Source organism: Neoaquamicrobium sediminum, assembly GCF_013240295.1.
In the GTDB taxonomy this organism is placed as follows: domain Bacteria; phylum Pseudomonadota; class Alphaproteobacteria; order Rhizobiales; family Rhizobiaceae; genus Aerobium; species Aerobium sediminum.
This window is the reverse complement of sequence record NZ_JABETK010000001.1, coordinates 1,446,967-1,464,463: the sequence shown is the minus strand read 5'-3', so window position 1 is coordinate 1,464,463 and position 17,497 is coordinate 1,446,967. Positions and strand designations below refer to the sequence as shown.

At 64.3% G+C, this 17,497-nt stretch carries 16 protein-coding genes; 15 read left to right on the top strand and 1 reads right to left on the bottom strand.

Going from position 1 to position 17,497, the window contains the following annotated elements; all coding sequences use genetic code 11:
• Positions 1-10: 10 nt before the first annotated feature.
• From HK436_RS06995 to HK436_RS06970, 6 genes are all read left to right on the top strand, one after another.
• Positions 11-1,468: a sensor histidine kinase gene (locus tag HK436_RS06995; protein ID WP_173188380.1), complete on the top strand. Its 1,458-nt coding sequence runs from the start codon at positions 11-13 to the stop codon at positions 1,466-1,468.
• Entirely contained in the window at positions 1,465-1,803 is a 339-nt protein-coding gene (locus HK436_RS06990; RefSeq protein WP_173188378.1) for an ATP-binding protein, read from the top strand. Before HK436_RS06995 ends, HK436_RS06990 begins: the two co-directional genes overlap by 4 nt.
• Positions 1,800-3,134, top strand: a complete 1,335-nt coding sequence (locus HK436_RS06985) for a sigma-54-dependent transcriptional regulator (RefSeq protein ID WP_173188376.1) — start codon at positions 1,800-1,802, stop codon at positions 3,132-3,134. Before HK436_RS06990 ends, HK436_RS06985 begins: the two co-directional genes overlap by 4 nt.
• 198 nt (positions 3,135-3,332) lie before the next feature.
• On the top strand, positions 3,333-4,289 hold the full coding sequence (locus HK436_RS06980) for a TAXI family TRAP transporter solute-binding subunit (RefSeq protein WP_173188374.1): 957 nt from the start codon (positions 3,333-3,335) through the stop codon (positions 4,287-4,289).
• Between the two features lie 90 nt (positions 4,290-4,379).
• Positions 4,380-6,497 carry a TRAP transporter permease gene (locus HK436_RS06975; RefSeq protein WP_173188372.1) on the top strand — a complete coding sequence of 706 codons (2,118 nt, stop codon included), beginning with the start codon at positions 4,380-4,382 and terminating at the stop codon, positions 6,495-6,497.
• Position 6,498: 1 nt separating this feature from the next.
• On the top strand, positions 6,499-6,864 hold the full coding sequence (locus HK436_RS06970; RefSeq protein WP_173188370.1) for a DUF1850 domain-containing protein: 366 nt from the start codon (positions 6,499-6,501) through the stop codon (positions 6,862-6,864).
• A gap of 1 nt (position 6,865) precedes the next feature.
• Here the strand turns inward: HK436_RS06970 and HK436_RS06965 are convergent, their stop codons facing one another.
• A complete protein-coding gene (locus tag HK436_RS06965) occupies positions 6,866-7,015 on the bottom strand; it encodes a hypothetical protein (RefSeq protein ID WP_173188368.1) in 150 nt (49 codons plus the stop codon).
• A gap of 367 nt (positions 7,016-7,382) precedes the next feature.
• Here HK436_RS06965 and HK436_RS06960 point away from each other — a divergent pair, with 367 nt between their 5' ends.
• From HK436_RS06960 to HK436_RS06920, 9 genes are all read left to right on the top strand, one after another.
• Positions 7,383-7,889, top strand: a complete 507-nt coding sequence (locus tag HK436_RS06960; RefSeq protein ID WP_173188366.1) for a YciE/YciF ferroxidase family protein — start codon at positions 7,383-7,385, stop codon at positions 7,887-7,889.
• A gap of 180 nt (positions 7,890-8,069) precedes the next feature.
• Positions 8,070-8,636 carry a thioredoxin family protein gene (locus HK436_RS06955; protein ID WP_173188364.1) on the top strand — a complete coding sequence of 189 codons (567 nt, stop codon included), beginning with the start codon at positions 8,070-8,072 and terminating at the stop codon, positions 8,634-8,636.
• Positions 8,637-8,797: 161 nt separating this feature from the next.
• Positions 8,798-10,030: an MFS transporter gene (locus HK436_RS06950; RefSeq protein ID WP_173188362.1), complete on the top strand. Its 1,233-nt coding sequence runs from the start codon at positions 8,798-8,800 to the stop codon at positions 10,028-10,030.
• Between the two features lie 72 nt (positions 10,031-10,102).
• A complete protein-coding gene (locus HK436_RS32890; RefSeq protein WP_173188360.1) occupies positions 10,103-10,990 on the top strand; it encodes a MurR/RpiR family transcriptional regulator in 888 nt (295 codons plus the stop codon).
• Positions 10,987-12,339, top strand: coding sequence for an aspartate aminotransferase family protein (locus HK436_RS06940; protein WP_173188358.1), 1,353 nt, complete (start codon positions 10,987-10,989; stop codon positions 12,337-12,339). Before HK436_RS32890 ends, HK436_RS06940 begins: the two co-directional genes overlap by 4 nt.
• Positions 12,339-13,190 carry a beta-keto acid cleavage family enzyme gene (locus HK436_RS06935; protein ID WP_173188356.1) on the top strand — a complete coding sequence of 284 codons (852 nt, stop codon included), beginning with the start codon at positions 12,339-12,341 and terminating at the stop codon, positions 13,188-13,190. Before HK436_RS06940 ends, HK436_RS06935 begins: the two co-directional genes overlap by 1 nt.
• Positions 13,191-13,279: 89 nt before the next feature.
• On the top strand, positions 13,280-14,260 hold the full coding sequence (locus HK436_RS06930; protein WP_173188354.1) for a TAXI family TRAP transporter solute-binding subunit: 981 nt from the start codon (positions 13,280-13,282) through the stop codon (positions 14,258-14,260).
• A 91-nt stretch (positions 14,261-14,351) separates the two neighbouring features.
• Positions 14,352-17,024 carry a TRAP transporter permease gene (locus tag HK436_RS06925; protein ID WP_173188352.1) on the top strand — a complete coding sequence of 891 codons (2,673 nt, stop codon included), beginning with the start codon at positions 14,352-14,354 and terminating at the stop codon, positions 17,022-17,024.
• Positions 17,025-17,037: 13 nt separating this feature from the next.
• Positions 17,038-17,472, top strand: a complete 435-nt coding sequence (locus HK436_RS06920) for a universal stress protein (RefSeq protein ID WP_173188350.1) — start codon at positions 17,038-17,040, stop codon at positions 17,470-17,472.
• Positions 17,473-17,497 lie beyond the last annotated feature (25 nt).

The following is a 17,497-nucleotide window of genomic DNA, read 5'->3' as shown; positions in this document are numbered from 1 at the left end:
CGGGAGGACCATGCCCGGTTTCCGTTTTCGCCGCGGCCTCGTCGCCATACTGGCGCTGATCGCGTCGGCCGCGTCGGCGGTATGGTTCATCTCGCTTGAGGCTGGAAAGCGCCGTGCGCTGGCGGCTCTCGACGACGAGCTGCATGTGCTTGCACGCACCGTCGAGGGCGAGATCGAGCGCTTCCGCTACCTGCCCGCCGTGATTGCGCGAGACCGGCGCATTCTCGACGTGTTGGCCTCTCCCGAGCCAGCGACGATTGAGCGCGCCAACGCCTATCTTGAGGCAGTGCGAACTGATTCCGGCGCCGACGAACTCTACGTGATGAAGCTGGACGGTCTGGCAGTCGCCGCCAGCAACCATGCCGAGCCGACCAGCTTTGTCGGCGAGAATTATCAGTATCGCCCCTATTTCACCGACGCGCTCGCGCGCGGCGAGGGGCGCTATTATGCGGTCGGCGCGACGACGGGCATACCCGGCTATTTCCTGTCCTCGGTCATTCGCGACAACGGCCGGATCGTCGGCGTTGCCATCGTCAAGGTCGACATGCGCAAGATCGAGGCGACGTGGACCGATGCCCGGTCGATCGTCGCGGTCACCGACGCTGACGGGGTCGTATTCCTCACCGGTCATGCGCCGTGGAAATACCGGCCGCTGCAGGCATTGAGCGAGGAAACCCTGTTCGACCTCGCCCGCACCCGCAAATATGGCAGCGCTGATCTCGCATCAGCCAACCCGATCTTTTCCGATGCCGGCAGGCTTCCGGAAACGGCGCTTGTCGACGGCGAGGATGCGCGCCGCCTCGTTCTGCAGGTGGGCATAGAGCCGGATGGATGGAGGCTGCTCGGGCTCGCAAGCCTCGCGCCGATCCGCGCCAACAGCCTGCTGCTGGCGCTGCTGACCGCGCTGGCCGGCCTGCTGATCGCCGGCGCCGGCCTTTACATGCGACAGCGGCGCCAGCTCACGCGGGCGCGGCTGCATGCCCACGCCGAACTCGAACGGCGCGTGGTCGAACGAACCGCCGAACTGAACAGGCAGGTGGAGGATCGCCGCCGCGCCGAAGCGGAGCTGCGTCAGGCGCAGGAGTCCCTCATTCAAGCGGCCAAGCTGGCGGCACTCGGACGGATGTCGGCTGCGATTGTTCACGAAGTGAGCCAACCGCTCGCGGCGATGGAGAATACACTTGCTTCGACCGGACTGCTGGCGTCGCGCGGTGACGCGGCCGCAGTGGCGGACAAGGTGCGTTCGGCGCGCGATCTGGTGCGCCGCATCCAGCGAACCGTCAAGCTCCTGAAGTCCTTCGCGCGCAACGAACCGGTCAGGCTCGAGCCCGTGGATGTCGACAAGGCGATGGCCGTTGCGGTCGAGTTGGCGCGGCGCGCGCAACCGAGCAGGGCGCGCAGGTCAAGCTGCGCAAATCGTCGTCGCCTCCGAGTGTCCTTGCCAACACCACACGGCTGGAACAGGTGATCCTCAATCTGGTTGTCAACGCGCTGGATGCGGTGAAGGAGAGGCCGGAGGGAGAGGTCGAGCTGTGGAGCGAGCACGACGGGCAGCGCGTGCGCCTTTTCGTTCGCGACAATGGCGCCGGCATACCGGACCATCTGCGTGAACGCATCGCCGAACCGTTCTTCACGACCAAGCTCACCGGCGAGGGGCTGGGGCTCGGCCTGTCCATATCGCGCGCGATCCTGGACGAGTTCGGTGGCGGGATGAATTTCGAAACGCGCGAGGAAGGCGGCTGCACCTTCCGCATAGACCTCCCCGCGATCAGCGAGAACCGGCTCCGCGAGGCCGCCGAATGAGCCGGGGCTTCGTGTTGCTCGTCGATGACGAGGAGAATGTGCGCGAATCCGCGCGGGAGTGGCTTGTCCTCAGCGGGTTCCATGTTGTGACCGCACCCAACGCCGAGGCCGCTTTGGCGGGGTTCAACGCGCGCGGCTGCGACGCGCTGATCACGGATGTCCGCATGCCTGGCATGGGCGGTCTCGCGCTGCTTGCGGAGGCACGACGCAGGGACCCCGCTCTGCCCGTTATCCTCCTTACCGGTCACGGCGATGTTCCCCTCGCGGTTGAGGCGATGCGTGGCGGCGCGCATGACTTTCTGGAAAAACCCTACGACGCCGACCATCTGGTCGCCGTGCTCGACCGCGCCGTCTCGCAACGCCGGCTGAACAGCGAGGTCGAGCGGCTGCGGGATGCGGTTGGCGCTTCCGCGTCGGTCGAGACGCGCTTCATAGGCGATTCCGGCCCGGCCCGGGCGCTGCGCGCGCAGGTCGCGCAACTGGCATCGCTCGACGTCGATGTGCTCATCCATGGCGAAACGGGTACCGGCAAGGAGGTCGTGGCGCGCGCGCTGCATGATTTCGGCAAGCGCAGCGGCAGTCCCTTCGTCGCCCTCAATTGCGCCGCCATTCCCGAAAGCGTCTTTGAAAGCGAGGTATTCGGCCACGATCGCGGCGCGTTCACCGGAGCGGCCCAGAAACGCGTCGGTCGCATCGAGCACGCGAATGGCGGCACGGTTTTCCTTGATGAAGTCGAATCGATGCCGCTTGGCCTTCAGGCGAAGCTTTTGCGTGTGATACAGGAACGCGAGGTCGAACCGCTCGGCTCGAACCGGCACGTGCCGGTCGATGTCCGCTTCGTTGCCGCGACCAAGGCGGATTTGCGTGCGGAGAGCGACGCGGGGCGTTTTCGCGCCGACCTCTATTTCCGCCTTGCGACGGTCATCGTCACCATCCCGCCGCTGCGCCAGCGCCGCCAGGATGTGGCCTTGCTGTTCCGCCATTTCTGCATCGAGGCGGCAAACCGCCACGGCGTTGATCCGCGAGAGCCGGATGCGGGCCTGCTGACTGCTCTCGAGGATACCGACTGGCCGGGCAATGTGCGAGAGCTGCGCGCCGCCGCCGAACGCTTTGCGCTCGGACTAACGCTGGATCCGGGGTCGGCGGTCGCGGGGCAGGCTAACCAGCCGTCGCTTGCAGAGCGCGTCGCGACCTACGAGGCGCGGCTCATTGCACAGATGCTGGCCGAAACCGGGGGCAATACGCAGGAGGCGAGCCGCCTGCTTGGAGTGCCGTTGCGAACGCTGAACGAAAAGATCCAGCGCCATGGGCTGAGGCCGTCGCGATCCTGAGACTTCGGCGGATTCTTGCCGCGCTTTCGTAGGGTCAGGCGGAATCCTGCCGCGACCAGCAGGAAGAAGCTCGCTGAGAGCCGGGAATTCCAAGGGTTTGGCGAAATGCTTGGAAATGGCACGCAGGATGCTAGGTTTCATCCGGGTGCACGGCATCGGTGCCGTGTCACGACAGGAAGTCAGGGAGGACTTTGCATCATGAAACACGTCACCAGAAATCTGCTTGCCGCCGGCGCTGTCGCCGTGTCGCTGGGCTTCGGCGCGACCGCTGCCAAGGCTCAGGAATTCATCAACGTGCTTACCGGCGGCACTTCGGGCGTCTATTATCCGCTGGGCGTGGCGCTGGCGAAGATCTACAGCGACAACATGGATGGCGTGCAGACGCAGGTCCAGTCGACCAAGGCGTCGGTCGAAAACCTCAACCTGCTGCAGCAGGGCCGTGGCGAGATCGCGCTGGCGCTCGGCGACTCGGTTCAGAACGCCTGGGCGGGCAACACCGAAGCCGGCTTCCCTGGCAAGCTGGACAAGCTGCGCGCCATCGCCGCGATCTATCCGAACTACGTTCAGATCGTCGCCTCGCAGGAGTCCGGCATCACCGATCTGGAAGGGCTCAAGGGCAAGAGCCTGTCCGTGGGCGCACCCGCATCGGGCACCGAGCTGAACGCGCGAGCCATCTTCGAGGCGGCCGGCATGAGCTACGACGACCTCGGCAAGCTCGAATACCTGCCGTTCGCCGAATCCGTCGAACTCATCAAGAACCGCCAGCTCGACGCTACGCTTCAGTCCGCCGGCCTCGGCGTCGCCTCGATCAAGGATCTGGCGATCTCGCTGCCGACCACTGTCGTGGCGGTGCCGGCCGAGATCGCGGAAAGCATGGGCGCGCCATTCATCGCGGCGACGATCCCTGCCGGCACGTATGAAGGCCAGGCCGAGGACGTGCCGACCGTGGCGATCACCAACATCCTCGTCACGCATGACGGTGTCACCGACGAGGTCGCCTATCAGATGACCAAGCTGCTGTTCGAGAACCTCGACGAGATGGTCGCCGCGCATGCTGCCGCCCGCGCGATCTCGGCGGAGAAGGGGCCGCAGGGCCTGCCGATCCCGCTGCACCCGGGTGCAGAGCGCTACTACAAGGAAGCTGGCCTCCTCTAGGCCTTCGCCTTCGGGGCGTGCAATCGGCCGGCGCGGTTTCGCGCCGGCCCGTTGCCCGCAGCAACGTGGCTATCCTTTTCGGAGCACGCGATGACCAATGCAGCATCCAGCCCGTCCAAGGCGGACGAGGCCGCGGCAGCCATTCACGACCCCACCCATGGCAGCTTTCCGCTGACCCGTGAAGGCAGGGTGTTGTTCTGGATCGCGGTAGCCTTCTCGCTCTACCAGATCGGTTCCGCAGCGCACATCATCAACCTGCCGAGCCAGGTGGTGCGCGCCTTCCATCTCGGCTTTCTGGTGCTGCTGACCTTCCCGCTGGTCGCGGCGATGACCGGCCGAGCGCTTCCCGTGCGCGCCGTGGCCTGGGCGCTGGGTGCCGCCGGCATGGCGGTCGCCTTCTATCAGTGGTGGGAATACGTCCCACTGATTCAGCGGACGGGGTTTCCGCTCACGCGCGACATCGCCGTCGGCGTCGTAGCGATTGTCACCGTATTCATCGCCGCCTGGGTCATCATGGGACCGGCGCTGCCGATCATTTCGGGCCTGTTCCTCGCCTACTGCCTGTTCGGCCAATACCTGCCGCGACCGCTCAACCATCGCGGCTACGCTTTCGATCAGGTGATCGACCACATGGCGTTCGGCACTGAAGGCATCTACGGCATCCCGATCTACGTATCGGCGACCTATATCTTCCTTTTCATCCTGTTTGGCTCCTTCCTGGAGCGGGCGGGCATGATCAAGCTGTTCACCGACGTATCGCTGGGCTGGGTCGGTCATGCGCGCGGCGGCGCAGCCAAGGTCTCCGTCATCTCGTCCGGCATGATGGGCACCATCTCCGGCTCGGGCGTCGCAAACGTCGTGACAACCGGCCAGTTCACCATCCCGTTGATGAAGCGCTTCGGCTACCGCCCCGCTTTTGCGGGCGGCGTGGAGGCGACGTCCTCGATGGGCGGGCAGATCATGCCGCCGGTCATGGGTGCGGTGGCCTTCATCATGGCCGAGACGCTGGGCATCGAATATTACGAGGTCGTCAAGGCGGCGATCATCCCCGCGATCCTGTACTTCGCCTCGGCCTTCTGGATGGTTCACCTGGAAGCGGGTAAGCGCGGCCTGATGGGCCTGCCTCGCTCCGAACTGCCGTCTCCGCTGCGCGCGCTCCGCGAGAGCTGGTATCTGATCCTGCCGCTGGCGGCACTCGTCTACCTGCTCTTTTCCGGCTACACGCCGCTCTTCGCCGGCACCGTCGGACTGTCTCTGACAGTCCTGCTCATCCTCGGCACCACCGTTGCGCTCGGCCTGCCCAACACGGTGTTGCGCTACGTCTTCTGGATCGGCCTTGGCGTGGTTGCGGCAAGCTTCTTCCGCCTCGGCATCAATGTCATTCTGGCGGCTGTTGTGGCACTGATCCTGGTGAACGTTTTCATAGCGGGCGGTCGCGACACGCTCGCGGCCTGCCGCGATTCCCTCGCCGAGGGCGCAAAGACTGCCCTGCCTGTTGGTGTCGCCTGCGCGGTCGTTGGTGTCATCATCGGTACCATGACGCTGACCGGCGTCGCCAACACCTTCGGTCAGTACATCGTATCGGTCGGCCAGACCTCGTTGTTCCTGTCGCTGGTCCTGACGATGATCACCTGTCTGATCCTCGGCATGGGCATCCCGACGATCCCCAACTACATCATCACCTCGACCATCGCCGGTCCGGCTCTGCTGGCGCTGGGCGTTCCGCTGATCGTCAGCCACATGTTCGTCTTCTATTTCGGCATTCTGGCCGATCTGACGCCGCCTGTGGCGCTTGCCTGCTTCGCGGCCGCGCCGATCGCCAGGGAAACCGGATTGAGGATCGCAATGCAGGCGATCAAGATCGCCGCCGCCGGTTTCGTCATCCCGTTCATGGCCGTCTATACGCCCGCACTGATGCTGCAGGACGGCGGTGCTCTCACCCAGTCGATCGGCTTCTGGCCGGCGGTGGCCTACATCGTCTTTAAGACCGGCCTGTCGATCATGCTGTGGGGCGTCGCCGTCATTGGCTATCTGCGCGCCGATCTCGCGATATGGGAGCGTCTGCTTGCAGCCGCTGCCGCCTTCACGCTGATCGCCGCCCTGCCGGCAACGGATGAGATCGGCTTTGCGCTGGCGGCCGCGATGATCGGCCTGCACTGGTGGCGCACCCGCGAGCAGGTGCCGCCTGCGCGCGAGGCGGGCGAATAGGATGAGCGTGTGCATCGCCGCGGCCGGCAAGACGCTGATGCTGGCGGCGAGCCTGTTCACGCTCTCCTGGGAGCACTCGGTCGAGAAGACCGCATGGCAGGAGGACTGGCTGGCGACACCGGCCGGCCTTCACGCGTTGCAGGCACGCGTCAAGGGCTCGGGCGCCGGCATGGACCCGCCCGAGGGTTCGGTTCTTCATGATGGATGGTGGCGCTGGAAGCCGTCGATACCGCCACTGCCGCGAATGGTACTTGCCGCCTCGGGCGCAACGGCTTCGGGCTGGACGGTCTGTGCGGAGGGCCGGTGTGTCGAGGTGGGCGCTGACGCGGCGGGGCCGGTCGTCATCGAACCCTGCGGAAAGCCCTGACTTACTGGAAGCTGGCGTCGGGGTGCACGCCGCGGATGCGTGCGCAGGCGGGGCCGGGGCCGCGCATGTAATGGCGCTCCGGGCGGTAGCTCGGCATGAAGAATTCGCGCACCGAAACTGCGCGGCTGATGATGTGAGCCCAGACCGTCATGACCCGAATTTCCCGTCCTCTCGGATGTCCCTTCCGAATGGCATTGATTGTAGCGCAGACCCGTGAATAACCCGTGAACGCGTTGTTAATGGGTAGCTGTTTAGGGCGCGATCCGTGACGCAATTGCGAGTGATTCGCGGCCCTTTCGCGGCTGCGCGACGATTGCCTGCCCGTGTTGCATTTGCGCAACGCCCGTTCTCGCCGCCCCGCTGCCGAAAAATTATCCCGATTGGCCAGGACCAAGCGGAACCGCCTCCGCGCTTCGACGTTGGAGAGATGTCCGGACAGACACTGGCCCCGGCGTCAATCGAATGAACGCCGGGAGCCAGCCGCCCCTTAAAAAGAAGAAGCAAGAAAGGCTACGACGATGGGCATTTTTTCCAAGGACATCAAAACGATGGACGACCTCTTCGTCCACACGCTCCGCGACATCTACTATGCGGAAAAGCAGTTACTGAAGAACCTTCCCAAGATGATCGACAAGGCGACGAGCGCCGAACTCCGCAAGGGCTTCGAGAAGCACATGGCTGAGACGGAAGGCCATATCGAAAGGGTGGAGCAGGTGTTCAAGATGCATGGGGTCGAGGCCAAGGCGGTAAACTGCCCGGCTATCGATGGCATCCTGAAGGAAGCGGACGAAGTCGCTGGTGAGGTCGACGACGACCGCGTGCTCGACGCCGCGCTGATCGCCGCCGCTCAGGCCGTCGAGCACTATGAAATGACGCGCTACGGCACGCTTGTCGCATGGGCGAAGGAACTGGGACGCAACGACTGCGCCGCCGTCCTTCAGAAGAACCTCGACGAGGAAAAGGCAACTGACGAAAAGCTGACGAAGTTGGCTGAGAGTCGGGTCAACCTCAAGGCTGCCGAATAGACCCCAGGGTCCACGAGTAGTACGCCGCAGCCGGGTTCCCCTCGCCTGGCAGCCGGCTTTCCGGCCCGCCGCTTTCCCGAGCGGCGGGCCGATGCTTTTTCCGATTGAGCCGCCGGACTTCGCGGGTGCAGCCAAACATGTCTATGATGGGCGTCGATGCACCGACGATGGAGGATGAACATGGCGGCGGTTCCGCCCGTTTGCGATTTTGGCTGGAAGGGGATCGACGCGATCCTTCCCGGTGTGGATGGTAACGAGCATCAGCTTTCCGAGCATGTCGGCCCCGGCGGCCTCGTCGTGGCCTTCATCTGCAACCACTGCCCCTATGTGAAGGCGGTGATCGACCGCATCGTGCGCGATGCGCGAGACCTGAGCGCCCACGGCATCGGTTTCGTCGCGATCAACTCCAACGACGCCGACGCCTATCCGGAAGACTCATTCGAGAACATGAAGGCGTTCTCGCGCCAGCACGGCATGGCCTTCCCCTACCTCCACGATGAGGACCAGTCGATTGCACGGGCCTATGGCGCCGCATGCACGCCGGACTTCTTCGGCTTCAACGCGGACATGCGCCTTCAATATCGCGGCCGGCTCGATGCCTCGCGCCGCGAGCAGGGGCCGGCCGACCTTCGCCGCGATCTCTACGAAGCGATGGTCAAGATCGCGCAGACGGGCGAGGGACCGCGCGAGCAGGTCGCCTCTGTAGGCTGCTCGATCAAGTGGAAGGACGGCGGCGACTGGGCCTGAACCCGCAATGGCTCATCTGATAGCAGTTTTCATCACGCCGACCTGAACTGTCTGGAATGGTCGATGTCTTGCCCGTGGCGCTTTGGCCCGCGGCCCGAAGCGACGATGCTGCCATTGAAAACATGATGGCGGGACCGCCGCCGAAAGGGATCGGAAACGCAATGGATGCCGCGGCGAACGCGAAGGCTCGGGCCGACATAGACGGCCGCTATGCCTGGACGAGGCTGCTCGTCTCGGTGCTGATCGCCACGATCGGCAGTGTCGGCATGTGGTCGGTCATCGTCGTCTTGCCGGCGGTGCAGGCGGAATTCGGCGTCGATCGTGGCGTCGCCTCGCTGCCCTACACCGCCACCATGATCGGCTTCGCCTTCGGCAACGTCATGATCGGCAGGTTCGTCGATCGGGCCGGCATCCTGCTGCCGATGATGGTTGCGGCCGGCTCGCTCCTTGCAGGTTACGTGCTGGCAGCCATCGCACCCTCCATCTGGCTGTTCGCGCTGCTGCAGGCACTGATTGGGTTCGGGGCGTCCGCCACCTTCGGCCCGCTCATCGCCGATCTCTCGCACTGGTTCGACCGTCGTCGCGGCGTTGCTGTCGCCGCCGCCGCGAGCGGCAACTATTTTGCCGGCGCGATCTGGCCGCTGGTGATGCAGTTTACGCTGCCCACCGAGGGCTGGCGTTTCACCTATATCGCGATCGGCATCTTCTGTTTGGTGACGATGGTACCGCTGGCGCAGTTGCTGCGCCGCCGCGCGCCCTATGCCGAGCCGGAGTCAGTCGCTGCCACAGGCGTGGCGCATAAGCGCTCCATCGATCTCTCGCCGCGCGCATTGCAATTGCTGCTGTGCCTTGCCGGCGTGGGCTGCTGCGTGGCGATGTCCATGCCGCAGGTTCACATCGTCGCCTACTGCGTCGACCTTGGCTACGGCGTCGCGCGCGGATCGGAGATGCTGTCGCTTATGCTGGTCGGCGGCATCGCGAGCCGGCTCGTCTCCGGTTTCCTGGCGGACTATATCGGCGGCGTAAAGACGCTGCTGATCGGCTCCGTACTGCAATGCCTGGCGCTGTTCGCCTATGTGCCGTTCGACGGCCTGGTCTCGCTCTATATCGTGTCCATGGTCTTCGGCTTGTCGCAAGGCGGCATCGTGCCGAGCTACGCCATGATCGTGCGCGAATATCTGCCGGCACGCGAAGCCGGACAGCGCGTTGGCGTTGTCATCATGGCGACGATCGCCGGCATGGCGCTAGGCGGCTGGCTTTCAGGCTGGATCTACGACCTCACCGGTTCCTACGCGGCCGCCTTCTGGAACGGGATCGGCTGGAACGTCATGAACATCTCGATCATGGTGCTGATCCTGCTTCGCAGCAGCCGACCGCGCCCAGTTCCGGCCTGACGGAATCTGATTGACACAAACGTTTCATTCCAGCTTTACTGCGTGACAAGTGTTTCGTAGGGCGGAAGCGTCGTGAGCCTTCAGGAAATTTGGCAGCGTATCGAAGCCCGTTACGGCGCATTCTCGCCGCAGCTTCGTCGCGCCGCCCGTTTCGTCCGAGAGAACCCGCAGGATGTCGCCCTGCATTCGCTGCGAACGCTGTCGCGGCAGGCAGGCGTCTCGCCGACATCGATGACCCGTCTGATGCAGGCGCTCGACATCGACAATTGGGACGCGTTTCAGGCAGCCCATCGCGCATGGCTCACCGCAGGCAGGCAGGGTGCGTTCTCGGATCGTGCCGACCGCGTCATCAGCGGATCGAGGGGGCCGGGCGCAGAAGACCTGTTGCTCGACGCGATGGCCGAGGCCGAGGGGGACAACGTTTCCCGTGCGCTCGCTTCGCAGGCGCGACGCAGCCTTGTCCAGGCCGCCGACATGCTGGTCGCCGCGCCCGCGGTGGCAATCGCCGGCATCAGAAGCTGCTTCCCCGTCGCCTTCAGCCTGCACTACTCGCTGTCGCTGTTCATGCCGCATGTGCGGCTGATGACTGGCATCGGAAGCGCTCCGCTCGACGAGCTGCATCATCTGCGCGAGAACGATTGTCTGGTGGTGGTCTCGGTCGCGCCCTACAGCCGCGAGACCGTCGATGTTGCGCGCCATGCACGGAACTCGGGCGTCCGCGTCGTCACCATCACCGACGGTCCGCTGAGCCCGATTGCCCGGCTTGCCGACGTCACGCTTGTCGCGGCAAACGAAAGCCCGGCCCACATCGCCTCGCCCATCGGACCGATCGCTGCCGCCCAGGCGTTGGCCATACTGGTGCTGGCGCGCGCCGGTGATGGCGCGCTGGACGCGCTGCGCCGCCGCGAGGCCACCTTCGAAGCCATCTCCGCCTATCTGCCAGAAGAGCCTAAGCCATGAGCGCGAACCACACCCGCATCCTGCATCGTGAACCATCCCGCGACTTGCCCGTCGCCATGAGCGGCGATGGACCATTCGTCATCGACAGCGCTGGCAAGCGCTATCTGGACGCTTCCGGCGGCGCGGCCGTGTCTTGCCTCGGACACAGCAAGCGTCGCGTGATTGACGCGATCAAGGCGCAGCTCGACCGCCTGCCCTACGCACACACCGGCTTCTTCACCAACGAGCCGGCGGAGGCGCTTGCCGATCATCTGATCAAACGCGCGCCGGAAGGGCTCGGCCATGTCTATTTCGTCTCGGGCGGCTCCGAGGCCAACGAGACGGCGATGAAGCTCGCGCGGCAATATTTCTTCGAACGCGGTGAGACAGGCCGGCGGCACTTCATCGCGCGTCGCCAGAGCTATCACGGCAACACCATTGCGGCGCTCTCGGTGGGTGGCAATGCGGGACGGCGCGCGATCTACGAGCCGATCCTTCTGCCGGCCAGCCATATCGCGCCCTGTTTCGAATACCGCAACCGTCGATCGGACGAGACATCGGAGGAATACGGCATCCGCGCCGCCGACGAGCTGGAGGTCGAAATCCTCAGGCTCGGGCCGGAAACCGTTATCGCCTTCATTGCCGAAACAGTCGTGGGCGCGACCGCGGGAGCCGTGCCCCCGGCGCCGGGCTACTTCCGTCGAATCCGCGAGATATGCGACCGCTATGGCGTCCTGCTGATCCTCGATGAAGTCATGAGCGGCATGGGTCGCACCGGCACGCTCTACGGCTGCGAGCAGGACGGCATCGCGCCCGACATTCTCACCTGTGCCAAGGGGCTTGGAGCCGGCTATCAGCCCATCGGTGCGACGATCCTCTCCGAGCGCATCTTCGAAACGATCACCGGCGGCTCGGGGGCGTTCCAGCACGGCTTCACCTATATCGGCCACGCGACGGCAGCCGCAGGCGCGCTGGCCGTCCAGCGTGTCATCGAGGAAGACGGGCTCCTTGAAAACTGCCGCCTCATGGGCGCGAGATTGAAAGAGCGTCTCGGCGAGGCGTTCGCAAGCCATCCTCGTATTGGCGATATTCGCGGCCGTGGCCTGTTCATCGGCGTCGAACTGGTCGAAGATCGCGAGACGAAGAAGCCTTTTGATCCCGCCCTGCGCTTGCATGCGCGCATCAAGGCTGCCGCGATGGAGGAAGGATTGATGGTCTATCCGGCTGGGGGAACGGTCGACGGCAAGGCCGGCGATCATGTTCTGGTCGCCCCGCCATTCATCATCGGCGAGGATCATGTCGGCATGATCGTCGAGAAGCTCCAGCGGGCAGTCGCCGCGGCGGCCACTGCTGCCGGAATCGGCTCCTGATGTCCCATCCTTTCGCTGTTGCCGTCGCACCGAACGGCGCGCGGCGCACAAAAGCCGATCATCCGCGCCTGCCGATGACGGCGGACGAGATCGCGCGCGATGCGGCAGAGGCGCTGGCCGCCGGTGCGGCGATGATTCATCTTCATGTGCGCGACGGCACCGGAGCGCACACGCTCGACGCGGCGCTTTATCGCGAGGCAGTCGCAGCCGTGCGCAAGGCCGTCGGGAACGATCTGGTCGTGCAGGTCACCACCGAAGCTGTCGGACGCTATACACCTGACGAGCAGGTTGCAGTCATCGACGCGTTGCAGCCGGAATCCGTATCGATCGCACTGCGCGAAATCCTGCCCGAAAACGGTGACGAGCGCCTGGCCGCCTCGCTCTTCGAGCGTATGGAGAAAACCGGCACACTGCATCAGATCATCATCTACGAGGCGGCCGAACTGGCGCGCCTTGACGCGCTTGCCGCGCGCGGTCTGCTGCCGGATGGGCCGCTTGCAGTGCTCGCGGTGCTCGGCCGGTACACCGAACAGGGCGCCACGGATGGCGAGCTCGCCGCGTTCCTTTCCGCCGGCATCGATCGGCATCAGTGGATGCTGTGCGCCTTCGGGCCCCGCGAGACGGAATTCATGGCGCGCGCGGCGCGCGCAGGCGGGCACGCCCGTGTCGGTTTCGAGAACAATCTCTGGTTGCCCGATGGGTCATTGGCGTCGGATAACGCCGCAATCGTCGCTGCGACGGTGGCGAAGGCAGGAGATTGCGATCGTGGGGTTGCAAAGGCCGCGGATTTGCGCAGGCTTTGGCGAGTACCCGCATCGGCCGTCAGCGAGATTTCGGCAGCCTCCGGGTGACCGAACAACCGACCCTCGCGCACGGAGGGATCCGGGTTATATCAACCAACCCGCTAAGGGGAACGTGCAAGGAGCAAGGAGACGCAAATATGAAACCCAGAAACCTGATCGGCCTCGGCCTGGCGATGGCAATGGGCGGCTCGCTGGCCGCCGGTAGCGCCGTTGCGCAGGAGCAGCAGTTCATCTCCGTCGGCACCGGCGGAGTCACCGGCGTCTACTACCCGGTCGGCGGCGCGATCTGCCGCCTGATGAACCAGACCCGCCGCGAACACGGCATCCGCTGCTCGGTCGAATCGACTGGCGGTTCGGTCTTCAACGTCAACGCGATCAAGGGCGGCGACCTCGAGTTCGGCGTCGTGCAGTCGGACGTGCAGTACAACGCGTTCAATGGCGAGGCGAACTTTGCCGAGGGTGGCGCGCACGAAGACCTGCGTTCGGTGTTCTCGCTTCACGCCGAGCCGCTGACCGTCGTGGCACGCTCCGAAGCAGGCGTGGCCGGCTTCGACGACCTCAAGGGCAAGCGTGTCAACATCGGCAATCCCGGCTCCGGCCAGCGTGCGTTGATGGACCTGCTGATCGCAGAGAAGGGCTGGACCAACGCCGACTTCGCGCTCGCCGCCGAGCTGGCACCGGCCGAACAGAGCTCCGCGCTCTGCGACAACAACATCGACGCCTTCGCCTACACGGTCGGTCATCCGGCGGGCGCTATCCAGGAAGCCACAACGACTTGCGACAGCGTGATCGTTCCGGTCGAGGGGGAGGCCGTCGAAAAGCTGGTCACGGACAATCCGTACTACTTCAAGGCTGTGATCCCCGGTGGCATGTATCGCGGCACCGACAATGACGTGAATACCTTCGGTGTCGGCGCCACGGTCGTGACCTCGGCTACCGTCGACGACGAAGTCGTCTATCAGTTCGTCAAAGCCGTCTTCGACGACTTCGACAACTTCAAGAGCCTGCATCCGGCGCTTGCCAACCTGACGCCGGAAGACATGGTCGGCCAGGGCAACTCCGCGCCGGTCCATCCGGGCGCCGAGAAGTACTACAAGGAGAAGGGCTGGCTCCAGTAAAACCAGAAATTCGGGGCGTCCGATTGCCGGGCGCCCCGTTTTCGATCAACATGGCCCATTAGGGCAATGTGCGCGTCAGGAGGGGACCCAGATGGCGAACGATCCGAAGACTGCCGGCAAGGCAACAACGGCCATGACCGACGACGAACTTCAGGATCTCGTGGCATCGAGTGATACCGGCGCGCGCAATCCGGTCGGCACGGCCGGTCTGGTGATCGCAGGTGTTGCGCTGTGCTGGTCGCTGTTCCAGCTTTACATCGCTTCGCCGCTGCCCTTCATGCTGTCTCGCATGACCGGTCTGCAACTCGTCTTCAACGACACGCAGACGCGCTCCATCCACTTGGCATTCGGCGTATTCCTCGCCTTCATGGCCTTTCCGGCCCTGTCCAGCAGTCCGCGCGACCGAATCCCTCTGCTCGACTGGGTTCTGGGCATTCTGGCTGCCTTCTGCGCGCTCTACATCTTCATCTTCTACCGTGACCTTGCCCAGCGCCCAGGCCTGCCGATCACGCAGGACCTTGTTGCCGCCGGGCTCGGCATGGTTCTCCTGCTCGAGGCGACACGACGAGCCCTCGGCCCGCCGCTGGTGATCGTCGCACTGGTCTTCCTGGCCTATGTATTCTTCGGTTCGTCGACCTTCGTGCCTGACATCATCCGCTGGGGTGGCGCATCGTTCGCGCGCGCCATGGACCAGATGTGGCTGTCGACCGGTGGCGTCTTCGGTGTTGCGCTGGGTGTTTCGACGGCCTTTGTTTTCCTGTTCGTGCTGTTCGGGTCGATGCTCGACCGCGCAGGCGCCGGCAACTTCTTCATCAAGCTCGCTTTCGCGCTGCTGGGGCACCTCAAGGGCGGCCCTGCCAAGGCGGCCGTGCTGGCCTCGATGATGACCGGTCTGATCTCCGGCTCCTCGATTGCCAACGTGGTGACGACCGGCACCTTCACGATCCCGCTGATGAAGCGGGTGGGCTTCTCCGCCGAAAAGGCCGGGTCGGTCGAAGTCGCAAGTTCGGTCAACGGTCAGATCATGCCACCGGTCATGGGCGCGGCCGCGTTCCTGATGGTCGAATATGTCGGCATTTCCTACCTGCAGGTCATCAAGCACGCTTTCCTGCCGGCGGTGGTCTCTTACATCGCTCTGCTCTACCTCGTGCATCTCGAGGCGGTGAAGAACGACATGCCCTCGCTGCCCAAGCGGGTGCAGCACCCGGCCAGGATCGCACTGCTGCGTGCAGGCCTGGTGACCCTGTCGATCGTCATCCTGGCAGGCGCGATCTACTACGCGATCAACATGGTGAAATGGCTTCTGCCGGCAATTTCCGCGCCGGTGCTGCTGCTTGCCCTGCTGGCGGCCTATGTGTTGCTGATCTGGTATGCCGCCAAGCAGCCCGATCTTGAACTCGACGATCCCAATGCGCCCGTGGTGGAGCTGCCGATCGCGTCCGAGGTGATCAAGACGGGGCTGCATTATCTGCTGCCGCTGTTCGTGCTTGTCTGGTTCCTGATGATCGAGCGCCGTTCGCCGGGGCTGTCGGCCTTCTATGCGGTCATCCTGCTGATCATCATCATGCTCACCCAGAAGCCGTTGAAGGCCATGTTCAGGGGCATGCAAAGCGCTGAGACCAGCGCCGCGATGCGCGAAGGCTTCGACGATCTCATCGTCGGCATGATTTCCGGTGCGCGCAACATGATCGGCATCGCCTGCGCAACGGCCGCCGCCGGCATCATCGTCGGCACGGTCACGCTGACCGGCATCGGGCAGGTGATGGCGGAGTTCGTCGAATTTCTCTCCGGCGGCAACATCTTCCTGATCCTCGTCTTCACCGCGATCATTAGCCTGATCCTGGGCATGGGCCTGCCGACCACGGCGAACTACATCGTCGTCTCTTCGCTGATGGCGCCGGTGATCGTGGAGCTGGGCGCCGCTAACGGCGTCCTCATCCCGCTGATCGCGGCCCACATGTTCGTCTTCTATTTCGGCATCATGGCCGACGTCACACCACCGGTGGGGCTTGCCTCCTTCGCGGCGGCGGCGGTTTCCGGTGGTGATCCCATCAAGACGGGCTTCACCGCGTTCTTCTATTCGCTGCGCACCGTGCTGTTGCCGTTCATCTTCGTCTTCAACACCGATCTGCTGCTGATAGATGTGAGCTGGGCAGGGGCGATCTGGGTGGTTATCCAGGCAACCCTTGCGATGCTGATATTTGCAGCCGCCACGCAGGGCTTCTTCATGGCCCGCTCGCGCCTCTGGGAATCGGCAGCACTTCTGCTCGTCACCTTCATGCTGCTGCGGCCGGGCTTCTTCCTCGACCTCGTGCAGCCGCCCTACGAGCAGGTAGAGCCAACGCGCCTGTTCGAGGTGATGGAAGGTGAGCCCGACGGTGCCCAGGCCCGTCTCGTCATCACCGGCCCCGACTTCGACAATCCCGACACCCTGGTCGAGCGGACGATGGCGTTCGACCTCGGACCCCAGGGCGAAAGCGGCGAGGCTCGTTTCGAGAACGCCATGGGCATGAATGTCACCGTCCAGGATGACAAGGCGATCCTCGACGAGCCGATGGACATGAACAGCCTTGCCGGCCGCACCCTGTCGAACCTGGATTTCTACGATCCGGAACGTCCGGTTCAGATCACTGCCATCGAAGTGACCACCGAGCGGATGCCGCGCGAGATCTTCTACATTCCCGCGCTGCTGCTCTTCGGGCTGGTCGTCTTCACCCAGCGCCGCCGCGGCGGCACGCTGTTCGGCAATCCGAAAGCCGCGTAGGGTAGGTACGACCATGTACAAGAACATCCTGGTCTCGGTCGATCTTGGCGACGCCGAAAACGAAACGCGCACGATTGGCACCGCCGTCGATTATGCAAGGCTCTTCGGCGCGACGCTGCATGTGATGACGGTGGTGCCCGACTATGGCCTTTCCATCGTTGGCGGTTTCTTCCCCAAGGGGCACGAACAGGAGGCGATCGACCACGCCAACAAGGCATTGCACGAGTTCACCGGCAAGCACATGCCGGCCGAGGTCAAGCATCGCCATATCGTCGGTCATGGCTCGATCTATCGCCAGATCCTGCACTATGCCGGTGTGGTGAAGGCCGATCTGATCGTGCTCGCCGCGGGACGAGAGGGGCCTGAGGACTACCTGATCGGTCCGAACGCTGCCCGCGTCGTGCGCCATTCCAAAACATCGGTATTGGTCGTCCGCGATAACGATTGACCATACAGGGAGCGGCCGAAAGGCA